A 24,065-nucleotide genomic window follows, 5' to 3' on the forward strand; every position below is an offset into this window, starting at 1 on the left:
CATGTCTGAAGGCAGTGAACAAAACAGAGATAACAATCGCCGCAGCACAGCTAATCAGCCCTGGCGCGGCCCTGGTGTCGGCAGAGCTTTTGGGGGGCGCCGCACCAGGGGTGTTGTCAAGCCTAAGAATTTTACTCGAACATTGCAGCGACTGTGGCAGTATTTACGGCAGGAGCAAAGAATGCTTGTCATCATTTTTTCCATAATTTTGGCAGATTCGCTGTTGGTATTGCTAGGTCCATATATAATAGGGGTGGCTATTGACAGTATGGCTGCTTCGGAATCTGCGGCTAGAGTCGGAATGCTGGAAGTATTACTGGTGATTTTGGCCATAACGTACGTGGCTGACGGGCTACTCTCCTGGGGACAGGGGTGGTTGATGGCTGGCATTTCGCAGCGAGTAGTAATGCAGCTAAGAGCAACACTATTTGCCAAACTGCAAAAGTTGCCGCTTGCCTACTTTGACATCCATCCCCACGGTGAGTTAATGAGCCGATTATCAAATGACACGGATAATGTCAGTGGTACACTATCTCAGTCAATTTCACACCTTATGTCCTCGTCCATCGCTATTACGGGATCATTTGTGATGATGATGGTGCTAAGTCCGTTGCTTACACTGGCTGCTCTGGTTACGTTGCCGTTAGTTATTTTTTTGACCCGAATTATTTCGCAAAAGACCAGTGTGTTGTTTAAAGAAACGCAGGTTGAGCTGGGGAATCTAAATGCTCATGTTGAAGAGACTATTTCAGGTATCCAGGTGATCAAGGCTTTTAACCATGAGCATAGGGCTATTGACGACTTTAAGACCATAAATTTTAAACTTTGTGAAATAGGAACAGCTGCACAAATCTGGTCAGGTTTCCTCATGCCGATAATGAATGTAATTACTAATATTGGATTTGGAGCCATTGCTATTGTTGGCGGTATGCTGGCGGTAAATGATGTAGTTACTGTCGGTACCATCGCCAGCTTTATAAGTTATTCACGGCAATTTGTCCGACCTGTCAATGAACTTGCCAATATTTTCAACACACTGCAATCGGGGGTTGCCGGTGCTGAACGGGTATTCGAAATCTTAGACCAGATTGAAGAGCCGGCTGATCTGCCTGAGGCGGTCGAGCTAACAGAGCCTAAAGGCCAAGTGGTTTTCCAAAATGTCAGTTTTGGTTACAGATCAGATGTGCCAATACTAAAAAATGTAAATTTTGTAGCTGCAGCAGGCAGTTGTATTGCACTTGTGGGTTCTACCGGGGCGGGTAAAACCACCATTGTTAATTTGCTCGCGCGGTTTTATGATGTTACCGGTGGCCGAATTTTGCTTGATGGCCGGGATATTCGTCAATATACGCGTGACAGTCTCCGCCAATGTTTTGGTATTGTGTTGCAAGATACCTATCTGTTTTCCGGTACTATTAAAGAGAACATTCGATATGGTCGACCGGGAGCAGCAGATGCCGATGTGGAACGAGCCGCCATACTGGCCAACGCCGATATATTTATAAAACGTATGCCAGAACAATATAACACCAAGCTTTCAGAGAACGGTGGTAATCTAAGTCAGGGTCAGCGGCAGCTTATCGCTATTGCCCGGGCAATTTTGGCAGAACCAGCGATACTTATTCTTGATGAGGCTACCAGCAGCATAGATACCAGAACAGAATTTTTTATTCAGGATGCCTTACGTAAAATTATGTATGGGCGTACTACGTTTATCATTGCCCACAGGCTCAATACTATCCAGGAGGCGGATCGGATTTTGGTGCTAAAAAACGGTCAGATTGTTGAGCAGGGTAGTCACAATGAATTACTCGCTGCAGAAGGCATATACTCTGCGATGTTTTCTAGCCAAGTAGAGAATAAAGAGGAGTTTGATATCACTACCATGAAATACATATGAATAAGATGCATAAAAACATTGACGGTGAGCAAGGTGAAGAATAAAATATGCATAGAGATAAGTTGTTTTTTGGTATTGAGCCAATCGGAAATTTATATTTTTTAGGATATCGATTTCCAGAGGGAGTTGTGGTATGAAACGGTGGATGCTTGCATTGGTGGTGATGTTGTTGTTGATGCCCAGAGTAAATGCATCGTCTGGTGAGTATCTAATACGTCCGTCCGACGTACTGAGTGTCAGTGTATTTGGCTATCCGGAGCTTAGTTTTCCTGCTCCTGGAAATCCAGACTTAATTACCATTCGATCAGATGGGAAATTTGCGTTTCCGCTTGTGGGTGAGATCGAGGCGGAAGGTTTGACGCCGCAAAATTTGGCAGAATTGCTCCATGAATTGCTCGGAAAGTACTATGTGAACCCCCGTGTCACCGTCAATGTGCAGCGTTTTAGCACAGAACGCGTGTATGTTGTAGGGGAAGTGAACGTACCGGGGCTTTATGAACTGGATAAAAGCAGGAATTTGATGGATGCAATCGGCGCGGCAAAAGGGTGGACCAAAGATGCAGCCAAAACCAAGGTTTTTATTATTCGCAAAGCCCAAAAAGCTGAACCCATCCGGGTTAATTTGCTGGACTTACTGAAAAAAGGCGATGTAAGCAAAAACCCGCGTTTGCAAGAAGGTGACATTGTCTACCTAACCGGAAATCATCGAATTGATTTTGCAAGAGATATATTGCCATTAACACAGATTTTTTACAATTTAGATAATGCGGGCAATAACAATAGCTAGTGAGTCGTCTGTTACAAAATGTTAACAATAACCAGGGGGCCTCAATGGACAAACAGTTAGATTTGCATGGCTTAATATCGATTGTAAGGCGCCACCGCAACTGGGTATACTCCAGTTTTTGCATAGCGATAATACTTGCTATCATATTAAACTTGATGCCGCCAACATATGAGACGAAAGTTACAATCCGAATAAAACCGGCTGCAAAAAGTATGATAGATGCAGGCGGGGCATCATGGCAGTCGGAAGAACTAGCGCGGCAGAAAATGTATACCTATGCCGAATTAATAAAGAGTCGATCGGTCGTGGAAGCGGCAATTGGAAAACTCGATCCAGATGAACAGGCGTCTCTTCGCTATGAAACTGTTATCGAACGAATTACGGTTCGTCCGTTAAAAGATACGGAGATTTTAAATACTTTTGTTTTAGCCGACTCTCCACAGAAAGCACAAAATTTGGCAAATGCGTTGGCGGTCGCAGTTAATGAAATGTCGTTGGATATTGCCCGGGCGGAAGGTAAAGAAACTCGAATTTTTATCGGGGATCGTTTGGCTGAAAAAAAACGTGAGCTTGATGAAGCGGGAAAAGCATTAGTGGACTATAAAAAAAATAACCGGGTTGTTGCTATTACCGAACAGGCCAGGGCGTTTGTGGAACGACAGTCAATCTTGAAAAAATTGGATACCGAGAATCAATTGGTGTTGGGGGCAGCGTATGCTAAACAAAAAACACCTGATATCATTGTTGATACACCTGTTGTGCAGTTGTATCGGAACCGATTGGCTGAACAAGAAGCCGAATTGGCGGGATTGTCGAAAAGTTTGACCGACGAACATCCGCGTGTGGTTAATCTTAAGGCTTCCATCGCTGAGAATCAAAAGAGGCTGCAAACTGAACTTATACGTATCGCAATAGGTGAGGTATCTTTAGGCGAAACCCAGAAAACAAGTTTACAACGCATTACCTCCCAGGAAGAAAAAGAATTGGCAAAGCTTCCTGCAACAGAAACACAGTTGGCGCGTTTAATGCTTGATTATTCGGTTGCTGAAAGTACCTATACCACCTTAGCGAAACGCTATGAAGAAGCACGAATCAGTGAAATCATGGAGTCGGCTAACATGCAAGTTATCGACATGGCAGCGTTGCCGGAAGACCCGGTTAAACCTAAAAAAGTTTTCAACTTATGTATATCGGCCATTTTGGGGCTTTTTATCGGAACCATGATTACATTTTTTGTTGAATATTTTTATAAAACAATTGATACAGTTGGCGATTTGCAGCATTACTTAGCTGTGCCAGTGATTGGCGTTATTCCAAGAGTGGGATCTCATTCCCAAAGCTGGACTGGGAGTAGGAAAGCAGACGGTGAAAATCATGGATAGGCGGTCACGGATGGATGGGCGGTCACGAAAGGATAGGCGCCCGCGAAAGGATAAGCAGTCACAAGGTAAGCAGATTCGCTATATGATATCAGACAGGGAACAATCTCCGTTTGCGGAATCATTTCGGGTTTTGTGTGCCAGCATCCGCGATGCGGAACCCCAAGGAAAAGTACATATGGTTTTATTTGCCAGTGCTAATTCTGGTGAGGGAGGGGCAATGGTTGCCGTTAACTCGGCCATGCTGCTGGCATATGCAGGGTATAAAGTCGTTTTAGTCGATTGCGATCTTCGTACTCCCATCGTGTGTGATACTTTTAAATTGGAGAATACTGGATTAACAAATCTCATTCGGGACGAAGTCTCGCAGGAAGACATTTTGCAAGATTCCAGGATTCCCAATTTGAAAGTTGTAACAAGTGGTCCTCTGCCGTTAGAATCTGTTACTATCCTGTCCAATCCCAAAATCCGGGTCTTCTTTGATTATTTGCGTACTCAGGCGGATTATATTTTTATTACCAGCTCTCCTGTCTTAATTAAAATGGATTCTGTTGTTTCAGATGCCTGTGTTTTGGCTTCCAAAGTAGATGGTGTCGTGCTGGTCGTCGATAGTCGGATCGTAAAACCTCAAAACGCCAAAAAAGTATTGCAGCTTTTGCTTGGTGCTAAAGCAAATATTATTGGTACAGTACTAAATGATGCGATTGATTAGCGCGGAGTACGCTTAATCAATCGTCTTTAGTAATATCGTGCATAACAGATCACACGGTGATAGAGTGGAAGATGACTGATATGAAACAGTTGCCGAACAAAGTTTGGGGGAATTTCAGCGCAGGCTTGGTCGGTAGATTGGCGAGCCAATCTATTTCGTTTATCCTGGTAGTTTACCTGGCGCGCGTACTGGGGCCAGCGTCTTATGGAGACCTCAGCTTGGTGCTTGCTGTTGTAAGTTATTTTAATTTATTAGCGACTTTTGGCTTGCCGGTTGTAGGTACTCGCGAAGCGGCCCGCACCCAAAATAATGCTAGTTCGATAAGCCAGATATTCTCTTTGCGTATTTGCCTTGCTGTACTAGCTGTTTTTTTGTTGTTCATATATGGATATTTTTTTGTTGCTGACAATCGCTTGTTTTATTTGTTCCTGCTATACGGACTGACCATACTGAGCTCCGCATGGTTGCTGGATTGGGCATTTGTCGGGCTGGAAGACTTGCGGTCGTTGGCTGTTGCGAATGTGGCGGGAAGTCTTTGCAGTTGTATATTTATAGTATTGTCAGTCCAAGATGAAGCAGATATTTTCTATATTCCGGCAGGTATTTTTACAGGAGCAGCCCTTTCTGGTGCTATCCTGTTATATTTGTTTCGCAAAATTCATTCATTACACTTACGCTTCACTGCTAATAACTGGCGAACGTTATTGAAGGTGTCAATGCCTTTCGCAGTAACAGGCGGGCTATCTCAAATTTATGAAAACTTCGACATGCTAATGCTGGGAGTTATGGTCGGCCCTCAGGACGTAGGATGGTATAGTGTATCTTACAAAATCGTAGTGGTTCTTTCCGGGATTATAGGAATTTACAGTCAATCCACCTTGCCAGTGATGATCCGCTTGCGCGAAAATAGCCCACAGTTAATGGGGGGATTTTTAAAGCAGAATATCCACATTACACTGTTTTTTATGATGCCGATTGTTACTGGTGGAACAATACTGGGTAATAAAATCATTGATACCTTTTTTGGACAGGCATACCTTCAAGCGACAACGCCATTTGTGTTATTGCTATACTATGTTTTTTTAATGGCACTTAGCATTACGTTGGCAAACTGGCTTTTGGCAGTAAACGAAGATAAAAGATATATGGTGACATTAATAATGGGTGCCATAATAAATGTTATTGCGAATCTACTGCTGATACCACTCTGGAAGGCCGCCGGAGCAGCAACAGCAATGATCATTGCTGAGCTGTTCATAGTTTGTTTCTTGGCAACTAAAGTTAAGGCATTATATCAAGATGACTGGGTTGAGAAAAGATTTATCTTTATCTCAGCAGGAAGCTGCATAGTAATGGGTTTTTGCCTATTTATCTTACAAAAACTATTTCAGCTGCATGTAGGTATCCTAATTATCGCTGGGACGGTAATCTATATTTGCCTGTCGTGGCCTTTTTGCGCCAGGTTTATTAGGAGGACGATTACAGAATAATGCAACCTATATTGGTGGTAATCGCACTTGTGTTATATACGACGTTCTCCTCTATTTCAATTGCGGCAATCCCTATTTTTACGAGAACGCTCAACATCTCGCCCGGCGACCTGTTTACAATTCTTTTCGTGCTAAGTAGAGTTATCAAAGCCCTTATACAAATACCTAATAAAATAATTACCCAAAGGCCGCCAGCAGTGATTCGCTTTTTATATGCGTATATATTTTTGGCCGTGGTCTTTTTACTATCAACATTGCTGTTTTTTTTGACACATAATGAACTGGTACCATATTTTGGGCGCAGTCTGTTTAATTACTTGCTATGGTGCATTGCGCTAATATTATTTTATTACGGTTCAGATTCTCAGTCTAAAATTAAAGAGTTGCGGCTAATTTCCTGGCTGTTGATGGGATCGCTTGTTCTTGGGGTGTTGAGCAATATATTGATTGACACATCGGTAGAAGACTTCTTCAAACTGATTATGGACACGTTCAAATCTTCCCAAGTACGATTGGGAGGGCAGGTGGGTGATCCGAACCAATTGGGCGCGCTTGCTGCATTTTTTTCCATCATTGGCATTATGGGCGTGTTACACGAACAGCACTATACTGCCAAATTGGTCTATTTAATACTAACTGCTGGAACCGGACTTATCTTGGTACTTACACAATCGCGGGAATCAATATTGACTTTATTTGTTGCGATACTATGCATTTTTGTTTTTCTGTTGCGGTCTCAGAAGTACGGTAAAGCATTTGTTATTTTGCTGGGCTTATCATTAGGCAGTGCGTTGGTACTGATCAATATTCCCAGAATTATTGAAACGCTGACGGCAGTGACAGTTGGCGATACAAAATATGCACTAAGTGACCGAGGACAGGTATGGCACACGGCTTTACAAATTATCTCAACGTATCCGCTGGGGATAGGATTTGAGACGATGTATCTTATTTCTAATAATACAGTTCAGCAAGCTCATAACGCTTTTTTGCAGTCCGCGTTGCTAGCTGGTTATGTCGGTTTATTTGCATTTCTAGGTTTTATTATTTGTTTAATTAAACTATTGTGGGACCAGAAAAAACTTGTGTCAGATAATTGGATGCTTGAAGCATATTTTGTTTTTCTTGTCGGATATCTGGTAACCTCGTTATGGTCAGACCATTTTATCTCATTTTATACTTTTAACGCGATTTTCTTTGGGTTCTTAGGATTTGTTGCCTGTGCGCGTTAATATGATAACAAGATAAGCGGAGGGTGGGTGATTTATGAATATTGTTTTACTTCCGTCTCCCCCATTTGAAGAAATCGGTGGAGTATCGACACATGTGTTCATGCTAGCAAAGGGGCTTGGCGAACTAGGACATCATGTTTTTGTGATTAGAGAATATCCTCCCCGGTGGTTTCGGTGGCCTTTTGTCAGATTACCGGAATTGCTTTTAAAAAAAGTTAGTTTGAATTTCTCAAGGAAATATAGGCGCGAAGTCGATGATTTGTATTTTGCGATAGATGCTTTGTGGAAAACAAAGGGTGAGTTGCACGTACTAAATATTCAAAACGTTCAGCATGCGGGAATCGTGAAGTGGTTACGCCGCTTGACTGGGTGTAAAGCAATTTTGACTGTCCATGGATATTTAACCTATGAAGCAGAATCCAGAAAATGGTGTGCTATTGGCGATAAAACCCATCAATGGCTGTGGGCCTTGGAAACTGCAGGATACGATCAATTTGACGCGATTGTTTGTGTCGGGAGCAGAGCTGGAAGTTATGTACAACAGTTCACTGCTAAACCGATCAAAATAATACCTAATGGGTTAGACACTGACTTGTTTAGACCGGCTAGTGGAGACCTTTACCCCAAAACAAAGATTCATATATTGTTTGTGGGCTTATTGCAACCTGCAAAAGGTATTATGGATGCGATTTGGGCAATACAAGCATTGGTTAGAGACTATAAAATAGATGTAGTGTTGCGTGTTGCGGGAAAAGGGCTGCAAGAGCAGGAGGCCAGGCAGTATGTGGCTGAGCATGGGTTGGGGGACAGAGTGGTTTTCTTGGGTGCACTAAATAAGGAGAAAATGCCAGACTTCTATCGTAGTGGTGATATACTTCTATTTCCTTCTAAACAAGCGGGCCTTTCTGGAAAATCAGAAGAGTCTTCGCCGTATGCCGTTCTTGAAGCCATGTCCAGTGGTTTACCCCTTGTAGCTTATCGCACAAGTGCCTTGCAGGAACATATGCAGGACGGGATAACGGGATATTTGATTGAGCCGGGCGATGTTAGCTCTTTAGTTAAGCACCTGAGGGACTTATGTCTTGATATTGAGTTGATGCAAAAAATGGGAAAAACAGCACGAACATATTGTGAGCAAAATTATTCCCAGAAAAAAATGGCAGAGCAATATGTGAATGTATACGCACATGCTGGTCGGTGATTGCTTTGTTACCTTTTTTGCGATATGTCGCATCGGCATATGCGTAGACTATAATATAGTTGCTTTTGATGTACATTATTTTTATGAAACACGCAAACACCTGCTTTCGAGTAGTTTATTTGATATTTATGAGTTTCAACATTGAACCGAAAAAACCCTACTAAAATACTGATTAGGCCAGATTATCCATCATTTCCGCAACAGTGGTTTTGTGTTTTTTTACTGTGTGTCGGTTCTGAAGGACTGGCTTGGTTTCGTAACTGAGTGATTTTCTTTATATAATCTTTAAGTTTGCCTCCTGACTAGCATGGTATAATTATCTTAACAAATGCAAGGAAGATATCTATCATTGTCGATACGCCTGTTGTGCAAGAACAAGTGTACAATGCATTACTTTATAGGATCGCCTGAATTGGAGGTTCGGTTCAGATGAGGGTTGCGATTGTGTCAGATATTATGTCTGGCAATATCGGTGGGGTTGAGCGATTTACTGTTTCGATTTCGGAAGAGTTAAAAAAACGAAATAGTGAGGTTGATATATATGATAGGAGTGTGATCGATAGCTGGCAAGAGAAGTGGTATGACAAATATTTTATTAACCAACGCAGAAATTTACAGATCGGAAATGCCGCCTGGCGAAAAATCGTTTCAAGTCGGGGCGACACGGATGTTATCATCCAAAATAGTATAGCAGGCTGGAATTTGCGTACAAAGACTAATATTCCCCGCATTGTGATTCACCACGGGACTGTAAGGGGACTCTATCATATCCATCTGCCGCCCGATATTTCATGGCGAATGAAGTTGAATCGATATGTCGGTTTAATTCGGCTGAAAGGGGGAGCAGAGCAGTATACGGCCACCGGGGCAACTTCGGTAGCAGTTTCCAGTGCGGTCGCCGAGGAACTGAGACAATATTATACAGGCATTAATCCAATAGTGATTCCTAACGGGATTGATACCAGGCACTTCACTAAGCGGGAACGAACATATTGTCGACAAAAATATGGAATTGAAATGGACGAGTTTGTTGTTTGCTTTACGGCTAGATTTGGTGTGCTGGGAAAAGGATTTGAAGAGTTGCAGGTTCTTGCCGAATTCGCATGGAAAGAGCAACTTCGGATCAGATTTTTAATTGCCACAGATGAAATACCACACGGCTGGCCTGCTAATGTCGTGTTTGTAAAAAATGTCAGCTACCAAGAGCTCCCAGAATTATATTCGGCAGCGGATATCTTCGTATTTCCGACTCGCTACGAAGGCTGCAGCTATTCCCTACTGGAAGCAATGGCGTGTGAACTGCCAGTTCTGACGACACGGGTGGGTTATGCTAAAGATTTGTATCGAGATATTAACGAAATCGCTCCATTCATTTTTGAGAAAAATAATGCCGAAGAATATTGGAAACTGTTAAAGCAACTTGTTAACAAGCCAATATTTTTGAGAAAACTTGGCGTTGTCGGCGCCGAATATGTCCGGCGTCATAATAGTTTGGATGTCATGGTGGACTCTTATGTAAAACTGATCGCGAAAGTTACTAAAAGAGAAATGCCATTATCTTAATGTTTAACACTTCCGGAATAATTGACTGTTATACGAAAGAAGGTGTACCTTGAGAACAAATTTTCCAGAATTGCAAAAGTTGTTCTTATTTATTGGAGATATGGCAATTGTTGCAGTTTCTTCTTATGTTGCACTGTTCTTGATTGTTGCTTATAGCGACGTTAATCTTGACATGGAGCTTTATCGAAGAATGATACCGGTCATGCTGAGCGTTGTAGGAGTATTACTGTTTTTTGATGGTCTGCTTTCATTGAAGCGCAAGAACTACATCGAAGTATTGCTGGATTTGGCATTTGTCATGTTGAAGATGTTCGTAATCATGATGGCGATAAGTTTCTTTTTGAGAGAGTTTGCTTATTCTCGCAGTATTTTAATACTCGCGACAATTTTACAGTTTGTGGCACTGGTCTTTTGGAATAGGTTGTGGTGGCAGTTCGAGCACCATCAGATGATTCCGCGCAGAGTTTTGGTTATGGGCACTGCCGATGAAACTTACCACCTGATCGCTCATCTGCGTACTCATCCATACCTTAAGGATCATGTAAAATATATTTGTCCTGATTATGACAGCGGGGAATGGAGAAGCTTCATCGATGATGTTGACTTGGTAATTCTTTCTTATGACATGCAACTTAGCAATAAAGCAGCAATGCTGCACTATTGCCAAATAAATAAAAAACAGGTGTTTATCCTCCCAAACTTCTATGAATTGTATTGCAGCAAAGTTGACTTGGATAAAATCGACGATATTCCTGTTTTTCGACCGCGTTATCTGGGACCCACAACGGAGCAACGAATCATGAAGCGTTTTCTGGATATTTTGGTTGCAATGACAGCCACAGTTGTATTGAGTCCAGTGTTTGTTCTGGTAGCTATTGCCATCAAATTGGATAGCCCAGGATCGGTATTCTTCAGCCAGAGACGCGTCGGCGAACATGAAAAAGAATTTAGCATATATAAATTTCGTACGATGTGTGTCGATGCCGAAAAACAAACTGGCCCCGTTTTAGCGATAATTGATGATCCGCGCATTACTAGGGTAGGGCGTTTTATTCGGGCAATGCGCATTGATGAACTTCCCCAATTGATTAATGTACTCATCGGTAATATGAGCATCGTGGGTCCGCGACCTGAGCGAGCCTTTTTTGTCGAGATGCTGAAAAAAGAGCTGCCGGAATATATTCATCGCAGTAATGTGAAACCTGGAATCACCGGGATGGCGCAGGTCTATGGCAAGTACCGTACCTCTCCATATTGTAAGTTGATTTACGATTTAATTTATATACAGGAATGCAATGTGGTCACTGACTTGGTGCTCATGTTGAAAACGGTTCGGATTTTGATTTCCCAGAAACATTCAGCGGGGGTTGTTGTTGAGAACCGCGAACGACCTAGTAGAGATTACACTATGTAACAGATTGTAATTGCGATCAGGAAAGAATCCAAAGCAAACTGGCAAGGCTGTTGCAATCATGTATCGGAGGAAAATGAATTGGTAGAAGGTAAGCGGGATATACCGAAAAAAAATATTTGGTTCTTTCACCATTACGCTGTATTACCTTCCATGAGCGGACAGATAAGACCATTTAACTTTGGAAAACTGTTGAAGGAAGTCGGCTTTGGGGCGACGATTTTTGCGGCCTCGTATCTTCATCACTCTGATGTCAACTTAATAAACGATGGTCGCAAGTGCTTGTTCAATAACGAATATGGCGTTCCATTTGTTTTTGTGAGCACTCCGTCCTCGGCGAGCGGGGTGGTTGCACGGATAAAAAATATGGTAGCCTTCTGTTTTGGCGTATTGGCGGTATCCAAACAATATGCAAAAGCGCAGGGAAAACCTGATGTTATCATTGCTTCTAGTCCACATCCGTTGACGATGATTGCCGGAATCCGAATGGCTAGGAAATTTAAGATTCCATGTATTTGCGAAGTTCGCGATTTGTGGCCTGAAGCTATATTTGCGTTTGGCAAGTTAAAGGAGCATAGTCTTCTAGGAAAATTGTTAACCGCTGGCGAACATTGGATTTATAGAAACGCCGACGCGCTAATTTTCACCAAGGAAGGTGATACAGATTATATAAAAGCGCATAAATGGGATACCGACAATGGTGGAGACATTGACTTGACGAAATGTCACTACATTAACAATGGCGTCAACGTCGAAGCTTTTTTACAGGACATTGCTGATAACCCCATTAAGGATACAGATTTGCTTGATAATAAATTCCATGTTGTATATATCGGTTCAATTCGGCCAGTTAATGATGTTAGCATGCTGTTGGATGCTGCCGCTTTGCTGAAAGAGCATTGCGACATTCAATTTCTTATCTACGGTGACGGCAATCAAAAAGAAGCTCTACAGCAACGTGTGCTTGACGAAGGCCTGACCAATGTAAAGATGAAAGGACATGTGGATAGACGATTTATTCCCTATGTCTTGAGCAAATCATCAGTAAACATTTTAAACTATTCCCAGTCCAAGTACAATTGGACAAGGGGGAATAGCTCCAATAAGTTATTTGAGTATATGGCATCAGGCAAACCAATTATTTCGACGATAAAAATGGGATACTGCATTTTAGAAAAGTACCAATGTGGTTTTTCATTAGAAACATCAACACCGGAAGAACTCGCAAAGACGATATTGAAGGTGCATGATATGCCACAAGAGCAGTATGAAGAGATGGGCAGAAATGCGCAAATCGGTGCTGCGAATTTTGACTATAAGACGTTGACTGCAAAATTAATCGCAGTAATTGAGAGTGCTTTCAGGAAATAGTGGTTAAATTAATTCCCGATAATTTTGAAGGTTGAAGGTTGAAGGTGCATGTGATGACATCACTAGAAAAATTATTTATTTTCAAACAATGGTTTATTGCTTTCAGACAGAAACAGCCTTTTTTTGTGCCCTTTGATATGAATGGTTTTCAAATTATTCGTCCACCGGCAGGAAGATTTTTTGCCGACCCTTTTATTATTGAAAATGAAGGCAAAAATTATATTTTTTTTGAAGACTATCGACTAAGAACTCGAAAGGGTGTTATTAGTTGCATAGAGCTTGATGAACAAGGGAACTGTTCAGAGCCCCAGACTATATTAGAAAAAGGATACCATCTGGCATATCCTTTTTTGTTAAAAACAGAGCAAGGAATATTTATGATCCCGGATACAAGCGCAAATAATACGATAGAGCTTTATGAGGCAGTGAAATTTCCCTATCAATGGGCCCTAAAAAGAGTGATGATGAACGGATTTAAGGCAAGTGATTCAACAATATATCCATATAATGGAAAATTGTGGTTGTTTACTAATATAATGAATCCGAGTGAACCAGCAGGAAAGGGAGAACTTTGCGTTTTTTATGCTGATTCATTGTTTGGTGAGTGGCAACCTCATAGGCGCAATCCGGTCAATCAAGATCCTCGAACTGCTCGTCCGGCTGGCAATATCTTTTTTCACGATGGAAAAATAGTCAGACCGTCCCAAAATTGTTCTTTACAATACGGAGCATCGGTTATGGTTAATGAGATTACCCGCCTGACAGAAACGGAATATGTAGAGCAACAATTATTTGAGATTGGACCGGAGTGGTATCAAAATAATCAAAGGTTGCACACCTACAATTATAATAATCATTGGGAAGTAATTGATGGTCTTATCGATGTCGTCGATATTTTTAAACCAGTCCGATGGATATCGTCGTTACTTTCTTCATAGGAGATACGGATCAATGAAAAGAGTCACAATTCTATCCTCAGCCGACCCCAGACAAAAGCGTGGATTACAGGTGGTTGCGCTTACACACGCAAAAAGTTTGCGCAAGTATGGGTATGAAACCGTGCTATATTGTCCGAGCCTCAAATATGAATCCTACGAATTGGAAGGTGTGCCTGTTTACACATTCGCTTTTCAGCGACGGAGTAGTTCAGTACTCAATTTTGTGACCATGATGGATAATTGTTGGCGTGGCTGGAAGCGGCATTTTGGTAAACAGGAACCGGATATTCTCCATGGGCACGATTATATGACTTACTATTTTTTAAGTAAGTACCTATCCAAGAAAGTCAATAAAATATTTACTGTTCATGATCCGATGATTTATCATCATAAAATGTTGGGCCGGTTGCCCCAGGAACCGAGTTTAAAAGAAAAAATGATGACTCATATTGAAAACTCAGTATATGCCCGAAGCTCAAAAATCCATTGTATTTCAGAATATACACTTGTTCGCATTGCTGATAAAGAAGCGCTGGCTTCAAAGCTTAGGATCGTGCCTGACTGGATTGATATGGACAAGTTCATATTGCCTGTCGATAAAGTTAAAGAACGTTTGGAATTGGGTTTTGGCTCCAATGACTTTGTCATTTATACACTTCGTGGATTGCAGGCTCGAATGGGCATTGGGAATTTGATCCAGGCGTTTAAGTTATTCAAAGATAGTATTCCAGGCGCTAAACTCATTATCGGCGGGGACGGCCCCTTGCGTAACGAGTTGGAAGAGTTGGCAAGGTCTTTGAATATTTCAGATTCGGTTACATTTCTCGGATATGTGCCTGAGGATGAAGTTATCAAAAGATATCAAGCCGCAGATATTTTTATCATGCCGTCAATTGATGGTGAAGGTTTTGGGTTGCCGGTTCTTGAATCCATGGCCTGCGGAACACCTGTTCTGGCCTCGCCATCATGTGCTTTACCGGAAGTTCTGAGCGGGAAGCGGGCGCGACTGTTTGCCGGTATTTTACCAGAAGATATTGCGGCTGGAATCATGGCGTTTCATCGGCTTTGGCAAGTCAATGGAATCGATGCAAACGCTGAAAGACAGTATGTGCTCGATCATTTTGCCGAGGATAATATTATTAAATTAATATTGGATGATTATGAGCCCTAAATTTACGAGGAGATTAGACATGAATAGAAAAATATTAGTTACAGGGGCTGACGGCTTTATTGGTTCGCATTTAACCGAAGAACTGATTCGGCAAGGGTATAATGTGCGCGCCTTTGTAATGTACAATTCTTTTAATTCCTGGGGGTGGTTGGATCATTCCGAAAAGGAACTGTTGAATAATCTAGATGTTTTTTCCGGTGACATCCGTGATCCAAATGGTGTGCGTGAAGCGATGAAAGGCTGCGATGTGGTACTGCATCTGGCGGCGCTGATTGCTATACCCTATTCTTACCATTCGCCGGACACTTATGTGGATACCAACATAAAAGGAACGCTCAATGTGATCCAAGCGGCAAAGGATTTAGGGGTGTCCAAGGTCGTTCATACTTCGACCAGCGAGGTATACGGAACGGCACGGTTTGTTCCTATTACAGAGGAACATCCATTACAAGGACAATCACCTTATTCGGCGAGTAAGATCGGTGCTGATCAGCTGGCCTTGTCTTTTTTTCGATCTTTTGGCACGCCTATTGCGGTAATTCGCCCATTTAACACCTATGGGCCCAGGCAATCCGCCCGCGCAGTCATACCAACGATTATTACGCAAATTCTAGGTGGAGCATGCAAAATTAAGCTTGGTTCGTTACATCCAACCCGAGATTTTAATTATGTTAAAGATACAGTGGCAGGATTTATTTCGGTCATGAATTCTGACGCTGCTATTGGTGAGGTTATTAATATCGGTAGTGGTTTTGAAGTTTCGATTGGGAACACAGTCAAAATGATTGCCGATATTTTGCGTTCTGAAGTTGCGATAGAACAGGATGAAATACGCAAGCGGCCCGAAAAAAGCGAAGTGGAACGGTTATGGGCCGATAATTCAAAAGCACAGACAATGCTAGGCTGGAAACCACAGTATGCGGGAGTGAATGGATTTCACAGGGGGCTTGAGGAAACTATACAATGGTTCAGCCAGCCAGATAATAGACAAAGTTACAAATTCAACCTGTACAATATATAATTGGGGAGGGTAGTTTATGCAGGCTGTTATTTTGGCAGGTGGCAAGGGTACAAGGCTAAAACCGTATACAATGAATTTTCCCAAGCCGCTTATGCCGATTGGTGAGTATCCGATTTTGGAAATTATTATTCGTCAATTGGCCAGTTTGAATTTTGACAGGATTACTATTTCTACAGGCCACCTTGCGGAACTCATCGAAACCTATTTTGGCAATGGTGAACGATGGAACGTGAATATTGAATATGTGCGGGAAATTATTCCGTTAAATACGGCAGGCGCCTTGAAATTATTACCTAACTGTGAAGAGAACTTCCTGGTGATGAATGGCGATGTATTAACAACGATTGACTACAGGCAGTTGGTGCAAATTCACTTGGATAAAGGAGCCAAAGCAACTGTTGCAACAACGCAGCGTGACGCCAAAATCGATTTTGGCGTGCTCGGCATTAATGAATCAGGTTATATGGAATCTTATACCGAAAAACCGAGCTATCACTTTGAGGTAAGCATGGGGGTTTATGTTTTATCAAAAGCTTGTATTGATTTTATTGATAGCGGCGAATCAGTAGGAATGCCGGATTTATTCTTACGACTGCAAGCGGCGGGTGAAAAGGTTTATTGTTATCGAAGTGGCGATTATTGGCTGGATATCGGCAGAGTAGATGATTATGAAAAAGCACAGCAGGAGTTTGAACTTTATAAGGACAGATTCATCCATGAATAATAGACGTGTTTTGATTACAGGGAGCCAAGGCTTTATTGGGAGTCATCTCACTTGGTGGATCAAACAATTGTATCCCCAGGCCTTAGTTGTAGGTACCAGCCGAAAAAAACTCGCAATGGAAGGACAAATAGATGTTGAATTAACAGAGAAAGAAAGTGTTGACGAACTAATTCAACGGATAAGGCCGGATTGTGTGTTTCATCTTGCCGGAGTACTATACGCAAACGACTTCGAACAATACTATGAGGGCAACATTAAAACGACGATTAACATTGCAGAAGCGGTTAAGGAGAGTAAATTACAAACTCGAATTGTTTTATTGGGCTCAGCAGCAGAGTATGGGAATGTGATGGTGAAGGATCTTCCGTTAACTGAAGAACAATCGACAGCGCCGGTATCATTTTACGGATTATCTAAAGTCTGTCAAACCGAGGTAGCTCGCTATTATAGCAATCAAGGGTTAAACATAGTGACGGCAAGAGTGTTTAACGTATTTGGACGCGGGATTTCCAGACATTTATCAATCGGTTCTTTTCTATATCAGATAGATAAAATTGTTTCTGAAGCAGCAGCTCCTGTTTTAGTAACGGGAAACCTAACCGCTCAAAGGGATTATTTGTTTATTGAGGATGTATGTTCGGCACTAGTATGTCTGGCGGAAAAAGGAATCAGTGGTGAAATATATAATGTTTGCGCCGGACATTCGGTTTCTATGCAGTGGATGCTAGACCAAATGATTCATGCTACGGGGATAAAAATTGAAATTGTAGCCGACCCCGTAAAATATAAACCGGTTGATGTTATGAATATATATGGCAGTTATGATAAAATTGCGCGTATAGGGGGATGGCAGCCACGGATTACGGTCGAAGAGGGAATCGTCCGCATGATGGCGTCAGCTGCTTTATAACCGAAATGAGGTGAAAAATGGACAGTTCTTTTCCATACAGGACAGTCATTTGTTTTTTTGGCGATTCTGCCAATATGCATTTTCGAAAATGGGTTAGATATTTTGTGAAACAAGGGTACGAGACCCATTGCGTTACCTGTTCTCGTCAGGACGTGGAGGGCTCCACCATGCATTATGTAGGGTATGGACTGGGCAAGGCGGATTATGTACTGGCCATGCCCAGAGTAGTAAGAATTGTTAGGCAGATAAAGCCGAGCCTAATCCATATTCATTTTCTATCGGGATATGGCTTGTTGTCCTTGCCATTGCTTTTTGGGGAAAGACCGTTGATCGGGACTGCCTGGGGTTCAGATGTTTTAATAGCTCCCGCAAAATCTTATATTGCAAAGCAAGTTGTCAAAATTGTATTGAAAAAATCAAAGTTCCTGATTGCGGTATCCCCACAATTAAAAGAAGTAATGGTCAATCTCGGTGCTGATTCAAATAAAGTCGCAATTTTGCCGATTGGGGTGGATACGAAGGTTTTTATTCCTGCGACAAATAGAGACGGGCATTTGCTAAAAATACTTTCTCTTAATTCCCATGAACCTGTATATAACACCGGTGACGTTATTGAAGCTGTTGCCGAAGTGAAATCTCAGGGGCTTGATATCAAGGTTGTTTTGGTAGGCAAGGGATCAGAAACGGAGAGACTGAGAGCTCAGGTAGCTTCCCTTGGATTAGATGATTGCATTTATCTCCCTGGACGGGTTCCGCTCCAAGAATTGTTAACTCTTTTACAGGAAAGCCAGGTCTATGTTTCTATGGCGAGTTCCGGAGGGACGCCCGTATCATTACTTGAAGCAATGGCTTGTGGCGCTTTTCCGATTGTCACAGATATTCCGGGGCATAAGGAATGGATAGAATCTGGATTTAATGGAATTCTGGTTCCGCAGGGTTCGGCTCACTTACTGGCGGAGGCTATTTTAAAAGTTGCAGACGGCAGTATCAATAGGCAAAACGCACGAGTGCATAACAGAAAATTGGTTTTGCAGAAAGCCGATTGGGATTCTTGCATGCTTGACGCTGAAAAGATTTATCTCGAGGTTACAGGCTGAGCTGTCGGCACAGGAGGAATTGATGAGAGCGTTCAGCATAATGAATAAATGGATTAGAATGTTGAATGGAAAAAGCATTTTACATGTTAACCAAGATGTTGGCAAAGTATACTCAAAAAATGAAGTGAATGGCTATTATAATAATTTGACGGAAAAAGTATTGAACCCAGCGGCATTATTGGATGAAACTGGTCTTGTATATAATGTTACAAGCGATGGGAAGAAAGTGTATTTCTCAATAGCGATATTTCACTATGGGCTTGGGGCATATGATTTGTTTATTCTAACAGGTTGCTCGAAATACAAAGAAGCTTTTATGAGAACCGTTGAATGGGCATTGAAGAATCAGGAAGAAAATGGCGCGTGGGATACCTTTTCCATTGTAGGAACCAGAATGCCATATTCGTCGATGGCTCAGGGAGAGGGAGCCTCGTTACTTGTTCGGGCTTACAAAGAAACCGGTGATGAAAAATACTTGAAAGCAGCAAAGCAAGCTGTGGACTTTATGTGTACCCCGATCGCTGATGGAGGCTGTACACAATATATGGATAATAAACTATGGTTTAAAGAATATATTGAAAAACCGGTTGTTCTAAATGGTTGGATATTTTCAATCTGGGGACTTTACGATTATTACAAAGCGAGTAATGAGCAGGCTTATAAGAATATACTGGACAATGCAATTCAAACTCTTGAAGAAGATATGGAGACATTTGATTGTAATTATTGGTCAAAATATGATATGGAAAATACGATAGCGAGTCCATTTTATCATCGATTACACATAGCTCAATTACAAGTCATGTATGAATTATTTGACTGTGAAATTTTTTTGCGATATGAAAAAAAGTGGGAGAAATATCAGGGAAATAAGCTAAACTGCTGCAAGGCGTTCATCATAAAAGCGTATCAAAAGATAACCGAAAAACAGACTGAAAAAATTATAATTGTACGCTAGAAATTTTTCGAGATGTGCATATTGGATGTTACACTAATTGTAAGGGGGAGTTTCTACGACTAGGATTTGCGTTTTGGGCTTAGGATACATTGGACTTCCGACCGCAAGCGTTTTTGCTACTAATGGATTTCATGTTGTTGGCGTAGACGTTGATTCCAAGATTGTTGATGTACTGAGTAAAGGACAGATTCATATTAACGAGCCTGGGTTAAAAACTGTTGTATGTGCGGCAATCCAATCCGGAAACATGATCGTGAGGCAAGTGCCCGAGCAAGCTGATGTTTTTATTATTGCTGTTCCTACCCCGTTAAAAGATGATAATTCGGCAGACTTAACGTATGTCATGCATGCTACTGAGTCAATACTGCCATTCTTGCAAAAAGGAAATTTGGTAATTTTGGAATCAACAGTTTCACCGCGTACCACGGAAGATATTCTAGTTCCTATTTTGCAAAAAAGCGGATTTGAAATCGGTGAAGAAATTTATCTGGCGCATTGCCCGGAAAGGGTGCTGCCTGGAAACATCCTGCACGAATTCGTTAGTAATGATCGTATTATTGGCGGAATAAATGACAAGTCATCCTATCAAGCAAGGGAAATATATGAAAAAGTAGTACAAGGGAACTTATTAATTACGGATGCTACATCAGCAGAAATGGCTAAATTAATGGAGAATACGTTTCGCGATGTCAATATTGCACTGGCAAACGAGGTTTGCCGAATAGCCTATGATTTAGATTTGGATGCGTTGGAAATAATTAAATTGGCAAACATGCATCCGCGAGTGAATATACACCAACCGGGTCCAGGAGTCGGTGGCCATTGTCTGGCAGTAGATCCATGGTTTATCGTTGAAAAATCCAACAATGCGAAATTAATACGGTTAAGCCGGGAAATAAATGATGGGATGCCGAATTTTGTTGTCGGATTAGTAAAAAAAATGCTGGATCAAGTAGTAAAACCCAAAATAACAGTATTGGGGGTTACTTACAAAGGGAATGTGGACGACATAAGAGAAAGCCCTGCTACTAAAGTCATCCGCGAACTTAAACAAGCAAATATAGATGTAGGTATATATGATCCATATGTAAAAGATTATGAATTTGAATTGTCAAATCTGGAAGATGCTTTCGTAGCATCTGATTTGATTTTGTTGTTAGCAGATCATAAAGAGTTTAAATATCTTTCAGCTGATGAATTGGGGCTTCTCATGCGGAACAAGCAATTATTGGACACTCGAAATTGCTTAAATCATAGTAAGTGGAAAGATGCTGGATTTAGTATTAAGGTGCTCGGAAAAAACAATCAAAATAGCTGAACCGGTGAATACTGGAGTAAGCTAATTTTCAGCAAAAATATGAAATCGTAGTATTTGAAAGTGAAAACGGGAGGAAGAATGTTACCACTATCCCATGTCGGATTTACGACTGCCGCAGTGAAAGTGCTGGAAACGGGTTTGCACCTTCGGCAGATTGATTATCGAATAGTAATTGTCTCTTCGTTATTGCCGGATCTGATCGACAAATCTGTGTTTAAGTTGCTTGAAAGCAGTTTTACGTATGAGAGTCGTGCTATTGGTCATTCTTTGATTTTTTTAGGGTTTATTGGAATTCTCACGGCTATGCAATGGCTTTGGAACAAAAATGAATGGCTAGTTCCAGTTTTTATCGGGACATTGTTGCATGATGTGTTTGATGTGATGTGGATTCACCCAAGCATTTTCTATTGGCCGCTTGAAGGTTGGCAGTTTTCCAAACCCATAGATGAAGCTTGGTTGGGAACAATTCAATTGGGCTGGTATAAGATAAAACAAAGAGATCTACTTGATAACATCAGCGTGCTGATCCTGTTATACTTTTTCATGAAAGTTGCTCTGGGCGGTAAAATTCTTGAATTTCTTCGAAAAGGCAAGCTCTAGATCTCCTGTAAAGAAAGTAGCTTATTTTCTATGAACACGCCAGGAGGGTACTAAGTAAATACAAATTGACAAGGTATAGGTTTATCGGTAAAATATCCCGAGTTTGACACTTGCAAGAGAAAAAAGTGCCTAGAACCCTTGAAAATAAAGGGTTCTAGGCACTTCGTATTTTCTTACTTTTTGAGTAATGTTTTTTCGTTTTTAGTGGCTTTAAAAATTTTTTTCATTTCTTGAGTTGGAATAATTTGTCGGTCTGTATGGAATTGAAATTTTTCATGAAGTAGATCTGTAAAGTCATCGCTGACATAGGTAGGCATATAGCCTTCGGAAGCGACTTTATAAAAATTGAAATTGCGCAGGCCATCTATAATTCTGTGGCAAGAGAAGCGTTCGTCGAGGATCTTCTCTAAAAGGCGATACAGAGTCAGTGCTAAAAAGCATGTTGTAAAATGAGCGTGAATGCGGTCATCGCGGCTCAAATAAACGGGGCGTGCCTGAAATTCTGTTTTCATAATGCGAAAGCTTTCTTCAATTTCCCAACGTTGATGATTTGTATGTATGATGGATTGTGCATCATCTTCCAGATTAGTACAGATACCATAATATCCATCAAACATTTCTTCTTTTAGGATGAGTTCTGCGTCGATGCTATACAAGTTTTTTGCAGCGATTTCACCATCGGGAGTGATACTTTTTTTCGCGATAAAGCGTTTGAAGTCATTTGAATGGCATTTACCGATTTTCTGCGGATTTTTTTGAACAAGCTTCATGGCACGTTCTAACTGGGAGCTGCGTATTTTTCTTTGATAATCCCTGTATTTCAAAGAAAAAGTAACAATCAGGCGTTGTTCTAAGTCATTTTCTTTTATCCAGCGTTCTTTGAAAAAAGTGGTATTTTTATAGGCCTTATAAAGGGTATCGTCTGTATCGAGTTTTGTGAGATCAAAAGTACCGTCAGTGCCTGGAATAAACCATCCTGATTTTGCAAGAGCCCACTGCAGTAAAGGTTTCTTTAACTTTTTTATCGACTGAGTGGTAATGAAGGCTCGATTTTTTTTATCGTTAAATCTTCTGTTTGCGTTGGAAGCAAGACCGGCATCGGTGCAAACAACAAGCTTAGATAGTTCAAAGTCTTTCAGAAGTTTTTGCTCTAACGGAGTCAGAGTCACTTGTTCATTGGTGTTGCCTTTGGAAATATTGAATGCCAGCGGGATGCCGTCACCATCCATAAAGAGGCCCATTTGAACAATCGGGTTCGGTCGGTGTTCTTTAGACATACCATATTGTCTAAGACCGGACTCCTGTTCGATTTCAAAGAAATAATTTGTGCAATCATAGTAGAGGATGTGAGTATTTCTATCGAGGGTGCGGCGGCTATTTTTATATAGTTGGGATTGAATGAAATCGCTTTCTTCGGAAATAATGCCAAGAGCCCTATAAATATGTTGAATTTCAAAGGAAGGAGGTTCAAGGAATTTTTGTGCAATTTGCATGGTGGCAAGTTTGGAGGCGGGAAAAAGAATTCGGGCATATAGCAAATTAGAAAGAATGGAATTAAGATCAAAGGCAAATTTATGTTTTTTCGAAATGGCTTTCGAGATCGAATCAAGACCTAAAGCATAGTAGATAACTTGCAAAAAAAGATATCCGCCGTTAAAAAGGACTTGCTGATTTTTCCCGATGTGTTTTGCTGGAGAAAATGAGATACTTACTTCGCGTTTGCCGGCTTTTTCCTTTTTGTTGAGCTCATCAATATAGGTTTTGGCCCACGCGATAGGATCTTGGCCGTTTAGTTTTTCTAATAATTCAGTATAGGTGCCGAGCTTTTCCACTCGTTCAGAAGAATTGCGACCGTTTTTATAAGTAGAACGAATGACATATAGAGATTTAGAATTTTTGGACTGAACAATACTCAAATGCATAACGAATACCTCCTGTCACCTATATTATAACACATTATTAGATATTACTCGATAATCAAAAGAAAAATTTGACAAAAAAATAAGCCTATTTCAAGGCTTCAAGGGCATTTTTTGTTTATACAAGTGTCAAACTCCCGGGTACTAAGTAAATACAAATTGACAAGGTATAGGTTTATCGGTAAAATATAATTGACAATTAAAGAAATTGGCATACCCGTTGAAAAGCGGTGACGCAAAGCCGTGGGTCTAACGGCGTGATGCTTATGACTGCCTGGTTGCTCTTGCAAGTATTTTTTTGTGAGTGTTACCAGGTGTTTTTATTTTCTAGATGGAAAGGTTAACTTTCCCTGGATGAATTCT

The 24,065-nt window shown here is 41.2% G+C and carries 20 protein-coding genes and 1 riboswitch; of the genes, 19 read left to right on the forward strand and 1 reads right to left on the reverse strand.

The features are described 5' to 3' along the window. Position 1 precedes the first annotated feature (1 nt). From ACZ449_RS02555 to ACZ449_RS02645, 19 genes are all read left to right on the forward strand, one after another. A complete protein-coding gene (locus ACZ449_RS02555) occupies positions 2 to 1,900 on the forward strand; it encodes an ABC transporter ATP-binding protein (protein ID WP_464259508.1) in 1,899 nt (632 codons plus the stop codon). Positions 1,901 to 2,033: 133 nt separating this feature from the next. Next, entirely contained in the window at positions 2,034 to 2,687 is a 654-nt protein-coding gene (locus ACZ449_RS02560; protein ID WP_464259509.1) for a polysaccharide biosynthesis/export family protein, read from the forward strand. 44 nt (positions 2,688 to 2,731) lie between these two features. Continuing rightward, complete coding sequence (locus ACZ449_RS02565) at positions 2,732 to 4,069, forward strand: GumC family protein (protein ID WP_464259510.1); 1,338 nt, start codon at positions 2,732 to 2,734, stop codon at positions 4,067 to 4,069. Between the two features lie 10 nt (positions 4,070 to 4,079). Beyond that, a complete protein-coding gene (locus tag ACZ449_RS02570; protein WP_464259511.1) occupies positions 4,080 to 4,778 on the forward strand; it encodes a CpsD/CapB family tyrosine-protein kinase in 699 nt (232 codons plus the stop codon). A gap of 80 nt (positions 4,779 to 4,858) precedes the next feature. Further along, a complete protein-coding gene (locus tag ACZ449_RS02575) occupies positions 4,859 to 6,268 on the forward strand; it encodes a flippase (RefSeq protein WP_464259512.1) in 1,410 nt (469 codons plus the stop codon). Next, the gene (locus tag ACZ449_RS02580) at positions 6,268 to 7,500 is read left to right on the forward strand and encodes an O-antigen ligase family protein (RefSeq protein ID WP_464259513.1); all 1,233 of its coding nucleotides are present in this window, start codon (positions 6,268 to 6,270) and stop codon (positions 7,498 to 7,500) included. The genes ACZ449_RS02575 and ACZ449_RS02580 overlap by 1 nt, the downstream gene beginning before the upstream one ends. 34 nt (positions 7,501 to 7,534) lie before the next feature. Beyond that, on the forward strand, positions 7,535 to 8,701 hold the full coding sequence (locus ACZ449_RS02585; protein ID WP_464259514.1) for a glycosyltransferase family 4 protein: 1,167 nt from the start codon (positions 7,535 to 7,537) through the stop codon (positions 8,699 to 8,701). Positions 8,702 to 9,130: 429 nt separating this feature from the next. Continuing rightward, complete coding sequence (locus ACZ449_RS02590; protein ID WP_464259515.1) at positions 9,131 to 10,264, forward strand: glycosyltransferase family 4 protein; 1,134 nt, start codon at positions 9,131 to 9,133, stop codon at positions 10,262 to 10,264. Positions 10,265 to 10,313: 49 nt separating this feature from the next. Continuing rightward, positions 10,314 to 11,678: a sugar transferase gene (locus ACZ449_RS02595; RefSeq protein ID WP_464259516.1), complete on the forward strand. Its 1,365-nt coding sequence runs from the start codon at positions 10,314 to 10,316 to the stop codon at positions 11,676 to 11,678. A gap of 78 nt (positions 11,679 to 11,756) precedes the next feature. Then, positions 11,757 to 13,046 carry a glycosyltransferase family 4 protein gene (locus tag ACZ449_RS02600; protein WP_464259517.1) on the forward strand — a complete coding sequence of 430 codons (1,290 nt, stop codon included), beginning with the start codon at positions 11,757 to 11,759 and terminating at the stop codon, positions 13,044 to 13,046. Between the two features lie 53 nt (positions 13,047 to 13,099). Next, positions 13,100 to 13,984 (forward strand): glucosamine inositolphosphorylceramide transferase family protein, encoded by an 885-nt coding sequence (locus ACZ449_RS02605; RefSeq protein ID WP_464259518.1) that lies wholly within the window; start codon positions 13,100 to 13,102, stop codon positions 13,982 to 13,984. A 13-nt stretch (positions 13,985 to 13,997) separates the two neighbouring features. Further along, positions 13,998 to 15,155: a glycosyltransferase family 4 protein gene (locus ACZ449_RS02610; protein ID WP_464259519.1), complete on the forward strand. Its 1,158-nt coding sequence runs from the start codon at positions 13,998 to 14,000 to the stop codon at positions 15,153 to 15,155. A gap of 19 nt (positions 15,156 to 15,174) precedes the next feature. Then, a complete protein-coding gene (locus tag ACZ449_RS02615; protein WP_464259520.1) occupies positions 15,175 to 16,176 on the forward strand; it encodes an NAD-dependent 4,6-dehydratase LegB in 1,002 nt (333 codons plus the stop codon). Positions 16,177 to 16,192: 16 nt separating this feature from the next. Then, the gene (locus tag ACZ449_RS02620) at positions 16,193 to 16,900 is read left to right on the forward strand and encodes a sugar phosphate nucleotidyltransferase (RefSeq protein WP_464259521.1); all 708 of its coding nucleotides are present in this window, start codon (positions 16,193 to 16,195) and stop codon (positions 16,898 to 16,900) included. After that, entirely contained in the window at positions 16,893 to 17,810 is a 918-nt protein-coding gene (locus ACZ449_RS02625) for an NAD-dependent epimerase/dehydratase family protein (protein WP_464259522.1), read from the forward strand. Before ACZ449_RS02620 ends, ACZ449_RS02625 begins: the two co-directional genes overlap by 8 nt. A 17-nt stretch (positions 17,811 to 17,827) precedes the next feature. Beyond that, positions 17,828 to 18,907, forward strand: a complete 1,080-nt coding sequence (locus tag ACZ449_RS02630; protein WP_464259523.1) for a glycosyltransferase — start codon at positions 17,828 to 17,830, stop codon at positions 18,905 to 18,907. Positions 18,908 to 18,947: 40 nt separating this feature from the next. Beyond that, positions 18,948 to 19,865 carry a D-glucuronyl C5-epimerase family protein gene (locus ACZ449_RS02635; RefSeq protein WP_464259524.1) on the forward strand — a complete coding sequence of 306 codons (918 nt, stop codon included), beginning with the start codon at positions 18,948 to 18,950 and terminating at the stop codon, positions 19,863 to 19,865. Positions 19,866 to 19,938: 73 nt separating this feature from the next. Further along, positions 19,939 to 21,183: a nucleotide sugar dehydrogenase gene (locus tag ACZ449_RS02640; RefSeq protein ID WP_464259525.1), complete on the forward strand. Its 1,245-nt coding sequence runs from the start codon at positions 19,939 to 19,941 to the stop codon at positions 21,181 to 21,183. Positions 21,184 to 21,261: 78 nt separating this feature from the next. Then, positions 21,262 to 21,783 carry a metal-dependent hydrolase gene (locus ACZ449_RS02645; RefSeq protein ID WP_464259526.1) on the forward strand — a complete coding sequence of 174 codons (522 nt, stop codon included), beginning with the start codon at positions 21,262 to 21,264 and terminating at the stop codon, positions 21,781 to 21,783. Between the two features lie 173 nt (positions 21,784 to 21,956). Here ACZ449_RS02645 and ACZ449_RS02650 read toward each other — a convergent pair whose 3' ends face one another. Then, positions 21,957 to 23,705, reverse strand: coding sequence for an IS1634 family transposase (locus ACZ449_RS02650; protein WP_464258205.1), 1,749 nt, complete (start codon positions 23,703 to 23,705; stop codon positions 21,957 to 21,959). A gap of 197 nt (positions 23,706 to 23,902) precedes the next feature. Next, a riboswitch (cyclic di-GMP riboswitch) is annotated at positions 23,903 to 23,988 on the forward strand. Positions 23,989 to 24,065: the final 77 nt, after the last annotated feature.

Source organism: Desulfosporomusa polytropa, from assembly GCF_055380075.1.